This is a genomic window from Tunicatimonas pelagia (assembly GCF_030506325.1).
Lineage (GTDB): Bacteria > Bacteroidota > Bacteroidia > Cytophagales > Cyclobacteriaceae > Tunicatimonas > Tunicatimonas pelagia.
In genome coordinates, this window is sequence record NZ_CP120683.1 from 3678369 (window position 1) to 3690862 (window position 12494).

Below are 12494 nucleotides of genomic sequence, written 5' to 3' on the forward strand. Positions count from 1 at the left end.
AAACAGAGCAACAAACCCTACGTATTTTTAACTTAGCCGACGAGTAAAAACTAACCAACTATTCCATGCCAATTTTAGATGCCATTCTATCCGCCATTACGTATTTGGCACTCTGTTTTATTTTATTCCTGCTGGGAAAGTGGATTCATCAACTGTTTCATCGAAACATTAGGGTGCAGGCAGAGCTAGTTGAAAAGGATAACTTTGCTTTTGCCGTATCGCACGTTGGCTACTTTATTGGCTTACTGCTAGCAATTGTGGGAGCCGTGATGGGACCTTCGGCTGGTTTGTTTGATGATATTATCAATATTTCTGCCTATGGTTTGCTAGCCATTCTGCTACTGAATCTATCCATTCTCATCAATGATAAAATCATTCTTCGGCGGTTCAGCGTCTACCAAGAAATTATTGAAGATCGCAACGCCGGAACCGGAGTGATTGAAGGGGCCAACGCTATTGGTACCGGGCTGATTATTATGGGGGCAGTATCTGGTCAGGGCGGTGGATTCTTAACGGCAGTCGTGTTTTGGGTAGTAGGGCAAGTGTTGTTGATCATTACTGCTTACCTTTACTCAGCACTTATTCCGTTTGATGTTCATGACCAGATTGAGCGAGATAATGTAGCAGTAGGCTTGGGTTTTGCCGGAGCATTAATTTCCATTGCCAACCTCATTCGCTACGGCCTGATGACCGATTTTTTTAGCTGGCAAGAATCCCTAACCGACGTAGGCATTGACGTGCTAATTGGACTGGCATTTTTACCCATCGTCCGTTGGCTTACCGATAAAATTCTGCTACCCGGCCGTAGTTTGACCGACGAACTTATCAACCAGGAAAAACCCAACGTAGGTGCCGGATTAATCGAGGCATTTGCCTACGTAGGCGGTTCCGTGCTAATTACTTTGTGTTTATGAATAAAGCTGCTTTCAATTCACTCCCGCAGTGGCAAAACATCTGTCACAAATGTACCATAAGTAATTTGCAGTGTATCGGGATAATTAATATTGGGAATACGACGTTGATTTTGAATAGCTAATGTCATCTGGAAACGACCTTCTAAATGTTGAGCTGCTGAATCATAGCAGGTGATGACGAGTTCATTGATGCCTTTATCTTCTACAATACCGTATGAACCACTCGGCCTCCCCCCGTTACCAAAAAGATAGACATAGTGGCTTACAACAGTTATATCTAACATACATTCGTTCTGTCCGACCTCATTTCTCCGAAGCGTGTATACTCCTTCTTCCGCTGAAAAATTGTTCAGTACTATAGATACACGAGTATTGAGCGTATCATCATAACTCATGGACAAGGAAAGATTGCCAGTACAGCCAGCATCACCCGCAAGCAATTTAACTTCGTATTCCTTCCCGTTAAATAATAAACCACCTTTACCCTGAGGTTTGCTTTGTGGGTCTTCGTCTTCGCTACAAGCCACTACACTGATTAACAGTAAAATAATTATCCGCCAATTTTTCATAAGCAATAAATTTGAGGCACCTTCTTTATCAAGACATATATTACCCTTAAAAGGTGGGGGCGTGATCTTGGTTTTTGAAACTTCTTATTAAGAATGACTGTACAGTCCTAACTAACTACTAATTCATGAGTAATTTTCAAGATAAGAAGAACCGCTAACACAGATAGAAAGTGTTACTTTTGATGATATAATATGCCTTCGACTCAATCTTCTTCTACTAGTAGCAATTTTCCATCCCCCAGTGTTAATCGCTCCAAATCCCGGATACTTAAAATATCGCTGTTTGCTACTGGGCTGGCGGGTATTGTGGCGGAGTATGTGCTCTCGACGTTGGCTACTTACTTCTTGGGTGACTCAGTATTCCAGTGGACGATGATTGTTTCGCTGATGCTATTTTCGATGGGGTTGGGTAGCCGACTAAGCAGTTTCTTTCAGAAAGATTTGCTGCAAAAGTTTATTCTGGTTGAATTTACGCTATCAATACTTTGCGGTTTTTCGGCTTTACTGGCCTACTTGGCTTCGGGCTACACCCTGTATACCGGACTGATTATTTACGGTCTGTGCATGAGCATTGGTCTACTGATTGGGTTAGAAATCCCGTTGGTCATTCGGGTGAACGATACTTTTGAGTCGCTGCGGATTAATGTGGCATCAGTGATGGAGAAAGATTATTTTGGTAGTCTGCTGGGAGGTATTTTTTTTGCTTTCGTGGGTTTGCCCTATCTGGGATTAACCTATACGCCCTTCGTGCTAGCTTTTGTCAATTTTACGGTAGCCATTGTTCTGCTGCTTATGCTGTGGCAATATCTGTCTGCCTTCAACCGCAAATTGCTGGGCAGTATTGGGGGCGCAGTGGGAGCAGTGCTTTTGAGTGGTTTGATCTTTGCTAAACCCATTATCCTGTTCGGTGAGCAACAACGCTATCGCGATAAGGTAGTTTTTGAGCAGCAAAGCCGTTACCAGAAGATTGTGCTCACCCAATGGAAAAACGATTACTGGCTCTACATCAACGGAAATCAGCAACTGAGTACAGTAGACGAAGTACTGTACCACGAGCCACTGGTTCATCCAGCAATGACATTAGCACCGAATCCTAAGCAGGTGTTAGTTTTAGGCGGAGGTGACGGTTGCGCGGTACGCGAAATTCTAAAGTACCCTTCGGTAGAGGATATTACGTTGGTAGATTTAGATCCGGCGATGACTGATTTGGGTAAAGAAAATTCGGTACTACTTAACCTGAACGATAGTGCATTGTATCATCCTAAAGTGAGTATCTACAATCAGGACGCTTACACTTTTCTAGAACAAACTAGCCAGTATTTTGATGTAGTCATTATCGATCTTCCCGACCCCAAATCAGTTGATCTTAATCGGCTGTATACTGAGGAATTTTACCGATTGGCCTATCGGCACTTGCGGGAGCGAGGGGTGTTCATCACCCAAGCGGGTAGCCCCTACTTTGCCACTCGGGCGTTTCGCTGTATTGATAAAACGGTAGCGGCGGCGGGATTTCAAACGGCTAGGCTACACAACCAAATTGTAACGATGGGCGAGTGGGGCTGGATATTGGGCGTAAAATCCAGCACGACTGTAAACGTAAAAAGTCAGCTTCAACAGCTGACTTTTAATCATGTTTCTACCCAGTGGCTCAATCAGGAAGCTATGCAGATGATGACCACCTTCGGCAAAAATATCTACGGCTTACCACTCGACAGCGTAGAAGTCAATCAAATCCACAACCCAGTACTTTACCAATACTACCTAAAAGGCAATTGGGACTGGTATTGATAATGATTAATGAATAATGATTAATGACGAATGGATAGGTATTAATCATTACTCATCAGTCATTCATCATCAAAAAGAGTTACCACCGGAAAATGGCGGCCAGATCGGCATCCACGAATTCTTCGGGTAAATCCTCCTTTTTCACTATGTAGGTGTTGCCACCGTGTAAAATAGTCTGCACCGCTGATTTTGCTACCAGATCGTGACCGTTTTCCTGCTCAGATTCGTGTAACTGCACTGAGTTTTCCTCACGGTCGATGTATCCCCAACGGTGGGTTCCCTCTACTACAAACAGCGCATCAATCCGCCCGTTGATGGCGGCGGGAGCTATTTCTTCAATACTGTATGAAGCTTGCCCGGAACCAGCCAGTGCTGTGTAACGATCCATCTCACTTTGTTTGTCTTGGTTAAAATAGTCTTTCAGGGCTTCGGTGGCTTTTTGGTGCAAATTTTCAGCCGATTCGCGATCAGGGTTCATTGTAATACCGTTGTCAGCCAATTTCAATGTTTTGTTAGCTTCGCGATAGATAGGATGGTGGGATTCTACAGCAGCCAGCACCACCGGACGGTTTCTATCTTCAATGATTTGATCCAAAGCATCGTTCACCCGACGGAAGTATTCTTCTACGTAAACATTATCTTTATCTCCGTCACCACCGTGCCCGTGGTAAATAGGAGAACCCGAGTCACCTTGTCCGGAATGCGATTGTAGGTTTTTTTCAAAATCGTAGTAGCTCAAGGCATCTTCCATGCCTTCGGGTACCATATCCTGAATATCTAATTCTTCTATATTTTGTTGATCGCCTTCCAGCAAGCGAATCTTATTTAGACTGATTGCCAAAATGTAGAACGGATGCTCTTTGTGCAGTAGTGGTACAATCTGATCTAGGTGAAAAGAAGTACTAAGCATGTTAAACTCCCGCACCGAATAGGGTAACTTTAGGTACTTAAAATAATCGGTTCCTAGAAAAACTGCCAACCCATGTTCCTGGTAACGCCAAAAATCATTATCATCTATCAACTGCTTGATAGGTACTAAATATTCGTTAGCCTCGCTTTCCGAAATATCTTTATCCTTCAGTTGCTGGCGAATTTGTTGGTAGTGATTTTTCAGTAAAATTGCATCCTGTCCCTCATTCACCTGATGGCCTTTTTTATGGGTAGGAATATAAATACTAACGCAGTTAATCCCGGAAAAATCAGCGAGTGTCTGCAAGTCTTCTTTGGTCATCGTCTTCATATCAAAAAAAATTATTTCTTAAAAAATTATTCATCTATATTAACTGATACGTTAGCAGGTTGTTTGATCGGGTAAACGAACTCCAACTTTTACCAACTCTAAATCTAACCGCATGTTACACAATGATTTAGCGTACTACATTCAGACTGCAACTGAAGAATATAATCAAATCACTGCCCAGCGGAAAGCTGACTTGCAAGAAGTGAGTAGCTATGTTTCTCAAAAATTGTCGGCTAAAAAAACAACCAACCTGGTAGTAATTTGTACGCATAATTCGCGACGAAGCCACTTCGGTCAATTTTGGTTACAGGCAGCGACTTACTACTATCATTTACCCAATATTCGTACGTTCTCAGGGGGCACTGAGGCTACGGCTTTTCATCCGAACGCGGTAGCCGCGTTAGAACGGGCTGGAGTAAATTTTTCTCAAACCGACAAATCTAGCAGCAACCCGCAATATCTAGCTTCATGGGACAATGATCATCCTGCTATACCGATGTTTTCTAAAAAGTACGATCATTCGGAAAATCCCCGAAGCTTGTTTGCGGCCATTATGGTTTGTTCCGATGCCGATGAAGCTTGCCCGTTTATACCTGGTGCCGATGCCCGCTTCTCCCTTCCCTACCAAGACCCCAAGCAGTACGATAACACCCCACAAGAGCGCGAACAGTACGACGAACGCTGTCGCCAAATAGCCCGCGAAATGCTTTATGCAATGAGCAGCGTGCAATGAACAATTAGCAATGTACGATGAACAATTGCCGAGAGGTAGTTGACAACAGCTAATGACTAATTATGATCTCTCTTGTGCGAATCTATGGACTATTGACGGACTACTGTGGACTGCTGAATCATCTTTTTTCGTAATTTGCCTGCCTATGGGTACGTTTCTGTTTTTCCTTCCGTTTTTGCTGGGCTTTACGGTGGTAGGTGTGTACGCCGAGCGGAAGATTTCAGCCTTCATTCAAGACCGGATGGGACCCATGGAAGTAGGTAAGTACGGACTGCTACAAACGGTGGCTGATCTGTTAAAGCTAATTCAGAAGGAAGATATTGTACCCAAAGCGGCGGATCGTATCCTGTTTCTGGCTGCTCCGGTTATTATTTTTGTGGCGGTTTTCGCCGGATTCTCAGTACTACCACTTACCTCTGGTTTTCGGGGTTCTACCGCTGAGATAGGCCTATTCTTCCTTCTGGCGATTGTCTCGCTGGATGTAGTCGGAGTTCTGATGGCTGGTTGGGGTTCTAATAACAAGTACGCACTTTACGGAGCACTGCGGTCGGTCGCGCAAATTATCAGCTACGAAATTCCGCTGGGACTGTCGGTGCTTTGTGTGGTTATTGTTTCTCAAAGTTTCGATCTTCAGACTATTTCTTACCAACAAGGCATTTTATCTACGGAAGTCACGACTGTTCCGGTGTACCTATTTGGCATTGCCAATTGGCAGATTGATGTAACCCATATCGGCGGAATTTTATCTTGGAACATCGTTCGGGTTCCGATTTTGTTTTTTGCGTTTATCATCTACTTCATCGCCTCACTCGCTGAAAGCAACCGCGCCCCGTTTGATTTGCCCGAAGCGGAATCAGAACTAATTGGCGGCTATCATACCGAGTACTCTGGCTTTCGCTGGGCGTTGTTCATGCTATCCGAATACGCCATGATGCTGCTGGTGAGCTTTTTAGGGACAATCCTCTTTCTGGGAAGTTGGAATACCCCGTTACCCAATCTCGGAGTGGTAACTTTAGCCGATTGGACTACTGGTGAACCCAACACTTGGTTGGCTCATACTTGGGGTATCTTCTGGCTATTTAGTAAAACACTACTGCTGGTAGCTGTGCAAATGTGGGTTCGTTGGACGTATCCCCGGCTGCGGGTGGATCAACTGATGAACCTCTGCTGGAAGTATCTGATTCCAGCTTCGTTACTATTGGTGCTGCTGTCGGCCGTCTGGAGATTGTGGATGCTGTAGCATGAACCCTTATCTGCTGGCGATACTTGCCATTCTAATTCTTGGTTCAGCTGGGGCTTTTATTAAGATAATAGCCTTACCACCTATTGTACTTACTTTTTTCCGCACGTTAATTCCTACGGTATTACTGTTTAGTTACTTCAAGCTCATTCGCCGAAGGCGTTTGTTCCGCTACTCGGCTAAGTGGCTGCTGGTGGGGTCGCTGCTAAATGCAGGACGACTGTTCTTATTTATCGCTAGCTATTCTTATACCAGTATCGTTAATGCGATTGTTATTTTTTACACTTGGCCAGTATTTACGGTGCTCTACAGCCGCATTTGGCTAAAAGAATCTATTCCTCGGCGTAATCAGATTCTTCTATTTCTACCCCTTATTGGCATTGTCATCATATTTTCTGACCAGCAAGTTACCACGGATGAACAAGACCTCATTGGTATGGGAGCGATGTCGCTCTCATCTATGCTGTACGCATTTACGGTGCTTATCTTCAAAAGAACCTCGCAGGAGTACACTGGCTTTGAGACCGTGTTCTTTCAGAATCTACTGGGTGGGTTCATTTTTTTGCCATTTGCCCTACCTTATTTAAATAAGATTGACCTACCAACGTACGGACTAATCACACTCTTTTCAATTTTTATTGGAGTGTTGGCCTTCGGCATGTTTTTTCAGGCACTACAAAAGATGCGAGCATCTACTCTTTCTTATCTGGCCTATCTGGAAGTGGTTATTGCCAGTTTGTACGGCATACTACTCTTTGATGAAACCGTTACTGGTCAGTTTGTGATTGGTGCAGTGCTGATTATCGTGGCTACACTGTTGTTTAAAAAGGGGTAATGTAAATCTTGTACAAAGATTGAACGCATTCAGGCACTTGCCCCTACTAAACAAACCATAGAAAAAGCGCGAGAAAAGATGTTCAATAACTATCAGGCTAATGCCTATCAAATGGATTATCCCGCTTATCGTCAGCAGGGATTACAGCTTGGTTCTGAAGCTATCGAGGCAGCTCATCGTACCATAGCGCAAAGCAGGTTGAAACTCCCTGGACAACGGTGATCTATAAAAGGGAGGCAACATGTACTCAATCTTGGAGTACTCAATGTAAGTAGACGGTGGAGGGAACCACAAAACTTACTTGGAGCTGCTTAACAACAATTTGAAATACGCCCGGAAAACCAGGGTGTGCTCATATCTCACAAAAAAAGGGAGCTAATTACCAGCTCCCTTTCTTTTTGTTATACGTTTAATTTTAGCTTAGCTAGCTCCTTTTACGGTTTTCACAATGCGGGCAGCAATTTTGTAAGGATCACCGTTAGAAGCTGGACGACGATCTTCTAGCCAGCCTTTCCAGCCATTTTCTACCGTAGCAATCGGAATACGAATAGAGGCCCCTCGGTCAGAAACCCCGTAAGAAAACTGATCGATAGATTGGGTTTCGTGCTTACCGGTTAGTCGTTGGTCATTATCAGCCCCGTAAACTTCAATATGCTCTTTTACCACGGGTCGGAAAGCCTCGCAGATTCTTTCGTAAGTTTCTTTGGACCCAGCTTCCCGTAGCGTTGAATTAGAGAAGTTGGCGTGCATACCGGAACCGTTCCAGTCAGTGTCTCCTAGTGGCTTAGGGTGCCAGTTGATAGACAGTCCATACTTTTCAGCGTTGCGCTCAGCGAGGTAGCGAGCTACCCATACATGGTCACCAGCAGCAGCAGCACCTTTAGCAAAAGTTTGGAATTCCCATTGTCCGGCGGCTACTTCGGCATTAATACCTTCTACGTTCACTCCAGCTTCCAAACACTGATCCAGGTGATCTTCAATCACTTCGCGTCCGTAGGCGTTCTGAGCACCTACTGAGCAGTAATAAGGGCCTTGCCCCCTTTTCGGAAACCCTTCTTCTGGAAAACCAAGAGGCTTATTGATTTCAGTATCCCAAAGAAAGTACTCCTGTTCAAACCCAAACCAAAAGTCATCATCGTCATCATCAATTGTAGCTCGTCCGTTAGACTCGTGCGGAGTACCATCGGAGTTTAGTACTTCGGTCATAACTAAATAACCATCTACTCGAGCGGGGTCTGGGAAGAGCGCGACTGGCTTTAGAAGGCAATCAGAAGAGCCACCTTCTGCCTGTTCGGTAGAACTACCGTCGAACGACCACATAGGGCAATCTTCTAGTTTTCCGCCAAAGTCTGGTAAAATTTTAGTTTTGCTTCGTAGGCTTTGGGTAGGTTGGTAGCCATCTAGCCAGATGTACTCTAGTTTTGTCTTAGACATATACAAATTACATTAAACGGTTATAGATTAGATTAAATGGTTCTCACTTAAACTAGCCATGCAAACAGCTAGCATAAGGTATAATCTCAAAATAAAAATTCAGTAAGTGGCTAATATAATATTTTTGTCAATTGATAACAAAAACTTGCTTAAATTTACTTTTTTTAAATAAAGAGATGGTTTTTTTTCAAAATTTGCTAAAAATCAGTGTAATGACCACTTATTATTTTCCTCTTAGTAACAAATTTTATTTGGCTATGATGGTATTTCTAAGTTTGACAGGCTAGGAAGGTTACAAAGTTTGTATAGCATCTCGAATTGTGAGAACTTTGAGCAGTGTAAAGTTGTAATCCTTGTCGGGTATTATCAACAGAGACTATGGAAGAAGCATCGCGCTCAGTCGCATTTTATACTTTGGGTTGCAAGCTGAACTACTCAGAAACCTCCACACTGGGTAGGCTAGTAGAGGAGCGGGGGTACCGTAAAACTAACTTTCAGCAAGGTGCCGATATTTATATCATTAATACTTGCTCGGTAACTGATAACGCCGACAAAAAGTGCCGGAAGGTAGTACGTGAAGCCCTCAAGTATTCGCCTAGTGCTTACGTTTGTATTGTAGGCTGCTACGCCCAGCTCAAACCCAAAGAAATTGCGGAGATTCCGGGAGTAGATGCAGTGTTGGGAGCGGCTGAAAAGTTTCGGTTGCTAGATTTACTGGATGGTTTTCAGAAGAAATCAGAGCCACAGGTGTTTGCTTCTGAGGTTACCGAAGCTCGCCGGTTCAATTCGGCTTACTCATTACACGATCGCACCCGCACTTTTCTGAAGGTGCAAGACGGCTGCAACTATCACTGTACATTTTGTACCATTCCGCTAGCGCGCGGTAAAAGTCGCAGTGACACCGTTGAGTCAGTGGTGAACCAAGCCCGAGAGATTGCTCAAACTGGCGTGAAGGAGATTGTGCTTACTGGAGTAAATATTGGCGACTACGGAATAATTGATGGAAAGCGTACGAACCGTTTTATAGATTTAGTACAGGAGCTAGACCAGGTGGAAGGCATCAATCGCTTCCGAATTTCATCCATTGAGCCAAACTTACTAAGCAACGAAGTAATTGAGTTCGTAGCTCAGTCGCAACGATTTGTACCACACTTTCATATTCCGCTGCAATCGGGGGCTAACAAAATTTTACGCCAGATGCGACGGCGCTACCTGCGCGAACTATACGCTGACCGGGTGCAAAAGATTAAAACCCTGATGCCTCACTGTGCTATTGGGGTAGATGTAATTGTTGGCTTTCCGGGCGAAACCGAAGAAGATTTTTTGGAGACCTACCACTTCCTGAATAGCCTTCCTATTTCCTACCTACACGTTTTTACCTATTCGGAAAGAGCGAATACTCCGGCTGCCGAAATGGATGCAGTGGTACCCATGAAAACCCGGCAGCAGCGATCTAAAATGCTACGAACCCTTTCGGAAAAAAAGCGGCGGAAGTTCTACCAAGAAAATTTGGAACAAACCGCTACGGTACTCTACGAAGAAGACGTAGAAGATGGGCAGATGCATGGTTTTACCGAAAACTACGTACGGGTAAGTACACCCTACGACCCGCTACTCATCAATGAGCTGCAATCGGTTCAGTTAGGCGAAATTAATGAGCTAGGAACCGTTACTGTAGCTCCTGTCTCGGCACTAGTTTTATAAGAAAATAGGTAATATCATATTATTTCCTCGACTCCCGTACCGAATAATCAAAACGTCCGTTGCTCACATCAACTAGACCTAGCGAATCAGATGTAGCAGTGAACGAAAAAGTGCCAGCTACAATATAGCTAGCGTTAAATGTGGTTTCTTGATCTAGTAAAATACGACGCAGTATCAGTTGCCCTGCCCCGAAAGTGGCCACGGTATCGTCAAAATTTCGGATTAGGTATCCGTAGTTATCTTGGCCATCTAATACGAACGCTTTTTGGGGGATTTCACTAATAGATTCAGCCGGGTCATCGCTCAATTGGCGATTATCAAGCGTAAAGCCCACATTAATGGATTCACCTCGCGAATCAGTGTTACTTGGCAACTCACCAGAAATTGTAAGGTGAATAGTGCTATCTTCTGACTGAAAGGTAATCCATAGACCATCATCATTGCTCGAAAAAGTACCACCTCCACCATCTGACCGCCATACATCATCGTTAATGAAGCACCCGGCTGACCTTTTACCTTCTTCTGAATAGACTGGCAATCGCGGATCGATGGGATCGGGGACAAAAGCTCGGCCACAACCTGATAATGTTGCACTCAACAATGCGAAAAATAACCAGTAACCTACTACAGAGTGGCAAAAGAAAAGTGCGTTCGGCATAAATTCGCTATTGTTGCGAGTGGGCATCATTATGATGTATCCTTTCGTAAAGATAAGCAAAGTAAGAACGTGATTAACGCTTAATTGATTTCAGTCTTCAATAGCCCTGATCCGGTAATCAAACCTTCCGTTTCTCACTTCAATGCCTTCGCAAGAGTCGGCAGCAATAGTAAAATAAAATGTTCCGGCTACGGTGTAATAACCTTCAGAATCAGGGTCGGGTTGGGCGTATCGTATCATCAATTTTCCTTCGCCTCGGCAATCAAAAAAACGGTTAGTATCACTTATTCCAGCCTTGCCGTAACTTTGTTTACCATCTAGCATAATGGTTTGTTGGTGAAGCTCACTGGTGGATTGAAACTGCGTCTGACGGTTGTCGATCTCAAACTCGATATTGGTGCCAATATTGAAATTATCTACAAACAACCCATCTATTGAGATGGAGATGGCTGAATCGCTGAGAAATAAACGTAACTTTTGTTCATCATCATTGCTAGGTGGAATAAATGTGAAATCTCCGGCTACCCTTACTGCCCGCCAAACTTTTCCATTAATAAAGCATCCGGCCGCATCTTTTCCTTCCTCTGAGTAGCGAGGCAGACGGGGGTCAATAGGGTCGGGAATAAACTCGCCATCGCAACTGGTTAGCATCATTATTAGAAAAATGGCTATTCCAATAGTTCTCATAAGTACGAAAGCGAAGTGCGGAACCCAAAATAAATGGTGCGGGTGCTCACATCACGAATAGTTCCCACAAAATCTCCGGTATCAGAAATGGATGGATATTTTACCAGCTTGCGTAAGCCATGAGTATATCCTGCGTGCAGCCCCCAACGCTGCTGAGAATGCCAGCGAACCTCAGCGCGTAGGCCGATGTCGCTACCACGGTAGTTCTCAATAACCCCAATATTATCTGAGCCTTGCCGATACCGTGCCCGAAACAATGCGCTTAACTCTACTCCGGCACCTACCGACCACTGTTCGCCAATTGAGTAATTCATGTTCGGATAAACAGTGAGATACGAAAGCCGATAGGCATGGCGAGTACCACCTATTTCTTGGGCGTAGCCCTTTCGGGTGAGATCTACCGATAGGCTGGGATAAAAAGGTGTGAGCTTGGGTGTAATCCAATCATAGTTTAACCCCATCTGATACCCTACCGTTGGTCGAGTATCACCTACAAGGTGCTGACTACGAATAGTGCTTATTGTAAGCCCGCCGTACATTGACATCTGAGCCGATGTGACCAGAGGAAAAAGTAGAAAAGCGAACACCCCAGCTAACAATCGCATAATGAAGTCTTTTAACTCAAACAAAAGACACCAATTAGCAGGCAAAAGTTGGGACAGCTTGCCAAAAATTATAGATGATACACCTTG

General features: G+C 44.2%; 13 protein-coding genes. 7 read left to right on the forward strand and 6 right to left on the reverse strand.

Features of this window, described 5'->3' with window-relative positions; genetic code table 11:
• Nucleotides 1–65: 65 nt before the first annotated feature.
• The gene (locus tag P0M28_RS15695) at nucleotides 66–914 is read left to right on the forward strand and encodes a DUF350 domain-containing protein (protein ID WP_302203376.1); all 849 of its coding nucleotides are present in this window, start codon (nucleotides 66–68) and stop codon (nucleotides 912–914) included.
• Nucleotides 915–931: 17 nt separating this feature from the next.
• Here P0M28_RS15695 and P0M28_RS15700 read toward each other — a convergent pair whose 3' ends face one another.
• Complete coding sequence (locus P0M28_RS15700) at nucleotides 932–1483, reverse strand: hypothetical protein (protein ID WP_302203378.1); 552 nt, start codon at nucleotides 1481–1483, stop codon at nucleotides 932–934.
• 192 nt (nucleotides 1484–1675) lie between these two features.
• On the opposite strand from P0M28_RS15700, the gene P0M28_RS15705 reads away from it, so the two are divergent.
• Nucleotides 1676–3271, forward strand: a complete 1596-nt coding sequence (locus tag P0M28_RS15705) for a polyamine aminopropyltransferase (RefSeq protein ID WP_302203380.1) — start codon at nucleotides 1676–1678, stop codon at nucleotides 3269–3271.
• Between the two features lie 79 nt (nucleotides 3272–3350).
• Here the strand turns inward: P0M28_RS15705 and P0M28_RS15710 are convergent, their stop codons facing one another.
• A complete protein-coding gene (locus P0M28_RS15710) occupies nucleotides 3351–4511 on the reverse strand; it encodes a baeRF3 domain-containing protein (protein WP_302203381.1) in 1161 nt (386 codons plus the stop codon).
• A gap of 112 nt (nucleotides 4512–4623) precedes the next feature.
• Between P0M28_RS15710 and P0M28_RS15715 the strand changes: the two genes are divergently transcribed.
• From P0M28_RS15715 to P0M28_RS15730, 4 genes are all read left to right on the forward strand, one after another.
• A complete protein-coding gene (locus P0M28_RS15715; protein WP_302203382.1) occupies nucleotides 4624–5244 on the forward strand; it encodes a low molecular weight phosphatase family protein in 621 nt (206 codons plus the stop codon).
• Between the two features lie 145 nt (nucleotides 5245–5389).
• Nucleotides 5390–6484 (forward strand): complex I subunit 1/NuoH family protein, encoded by a 1095-nt coding sequence (locus P0M28_RS15720; RefSeq protein ID WP_302210904.1) that lies wholly within the window; start codon nucleotides 5390–5392, stop codon nucleotides 6482–6484.
• Nucleotide 6485: 1 nt separating this feature from the next.
• Nucleotides 6486–7319: a DMT family transporter gene (locus P0M28_RS15725; RefSeq protein WP_302203383.1), complete on the forward strand. Its 834-nt coding sequence runs from the start codon at nucleotides 6486–6488 to the stop codon at nucleotides 7317–7319.
• 78 nt (nucleotides 7320–7397) lie between these two features.
• Nucleotides 7398–7541 (forward strand): hypothetical protein, encoded by a 144-nt coding sequence (locus P0M28_RS15730; protein WP_302203385.1) that lies wholly within the window; start codon nucleotides 7398–7400, stop codon nucleotides 7539–7541.
• A gap of 198 nt (nucleotides 7542–7739) precedes the next feature.
• On the opposite strand, the gene P0M28_RS15735 is transcribed toward P0M28_RS15730, so the two are convergent.
• Nucleotides 7740–8753: a glutamine synthetase beta-grasp domain-containing protein gene (locus P0M28_RS15735; protein WP_302203387.1), complete on the reverse strand. Its 1014-nt coding sequence runs from the start codon at nucleotides 8751–8753 to the stop codon at nucleotides 7740–7742.
• A 378-nt stretch (nucleotides 8754–9131) separates the two neighbouring features.
• On the opposite strand from P0M28_RS15735, the gene mtaB reads away from it, so the two are divergent.
• Nucleotides 9132–10457 carry a tRNA (N(6)-L-threonylcarbamoyladenosine(37)-C(2))-methylthiotransferase MtaB gene (mtaB, locus tag P0M28_RS15740; protein WP_302203389.1) on the forward strand — a complete coding sequence of 442 codons (1326 nt, stop codon included), beginning with the start codon at nucleotides 9132–9134 and terminating at the stop codon, nucleotides 10455–10457.
• Between the two features lie 19 nt (nucleotides 10458–10476).
• On the opposite strand, the gene P0M28_RS15745 is transcribed toward mtaB, so the two are convergent.
• The 3 genes from P0M28_RS15745 to P0M28_RS15755 all read right to left on the reverse strand — a co-directional run bounded on the left by P0M28_RS15745 (nucleotide 10477) and on the right by P0M28_RS15755 (nucleotide 12431).
• A complete protein-coding gene (locus P0M28_RS15745) occupies nucleotides 10477–11115 on the reverse strand; it encodes a Riean_0653 family protein (RefSeq protein ID WP_302203390.1) in 639 nt (212 codons plus the stop codon).
• A gap of 90 nt (nucleotides 11116–11205) precedes the next feature.
• On the reverse strand, nucleotides 11206–11802 hold the full coding sequence (locus P0M28_RS15750) for a Riean_0653 family protein (RefSeq protein WP_302203391.1): 597 nt from the start codon (nucleotides 11800–11802) through the stop codon (nucleotides 11206–11208).
• A complete protein-coding gene (locus tag P0M28_RS15755; protein WP_302203392.1) occupies nucleotides 11799–12431 on the reverse strand; it encodes an outer membrane beta-barrel protein in 633 nt (210 codons plus the stop codon). Before P0M28_RS15755 ends, P0M28_RS15750 begins: the two co-directional genes overlap by 4 nt.
• Between the last annotated feature and the right edge of the window lie 63 nt (nucleotides 12432–12494).

Excerpts from the sequence above, each read along its gene's own strand:
- P0M28_RS15745 (WP_302203390.1), bottom strand. The coding sequence starts at position 11,115 with ATGCCGAACGCACTTTTCTTTTGCCACTCTGTAGTAGGTTACTGGTTA.
- P0M28_RS15730 (WP_302203385.1), top strand. The coding sequence starts at position 7,398 with ATGTTCAATAACTATCAGGCTAATGCCTATCAAATGGATTATCCCGCT.
- P0M28_RS15700 (WP_302203378.1), bottom strand. The coding sequence starts at position 1,483 with ATGAAAAATTGGCGGATAATTATTTTACTGTTAATCAGTGTAGTGGCT.
- P0M28_RS15695 (WP_302203376.1), top strand. The coding sequence starts at position 66 with ATGCCAATTTTAGATGCCATTCTATCCGCCATTACGTATTTGGCACTC.
- P0M28_RS15720 (WP_302210904.1), top strand. The coding sequence starts at position 5,390 with ATGGGTACGTTTCTGTTTTTCCTTCCGTTTTTGCTGGGCTTTACGGTG.
- P0M28_RS15715 (WP_302203382.1), top strand. The coding sequence starts at position 4,624 with ATGTTACACAATGATTTAGCGTACTACATTCAGACTGCAACTGAAGAA.
- P0M28_RS15750 (WP_302203391.1), bottom strand. The coding sequence starts at position 11,802 with ATGAGAACTATTGGAATAGCCATTTTTCTAATAATGATGCTAACCAGT.
- P0M28_RS15735 (WP_302203387.1), bottom strand. The coding sequence starts at position 8,753 with ATGTCTAAGACAAAACTAGAGTACATCTGGCTAGATGGCTACCAACCT.
- mtaB (WP_302203389.1), top strand. The coding sequence starts at position 9,132 with ATGGAAGAAGCATCGCGCTCAGTCGCATTTTATACTTTGGGTTGCAAG.
- P0M28_RS15725 (WP_302203383.1), top strand. The coding sequence starts at position 6,486 with ATGAACCCTTATCTGCTGGCGATACTTGCCATTCTAATTCTTGGTTCA.
- P0M28_RS15705 (WP_302203380.1), top strand. The coding sequence starts at position 1,676 with ATGCCTTCGACTCAATCTTCTTCTACTAGTAGCAATTTTCCATCCCCC.
- P0M28_RS15710 (WP_302203381.1), bottom strand. The coding sequence starts at position 4,511 with ATGAAGACGATGACCAAAGAAGACTTGCAGACACTCGCTGATTTTTCC.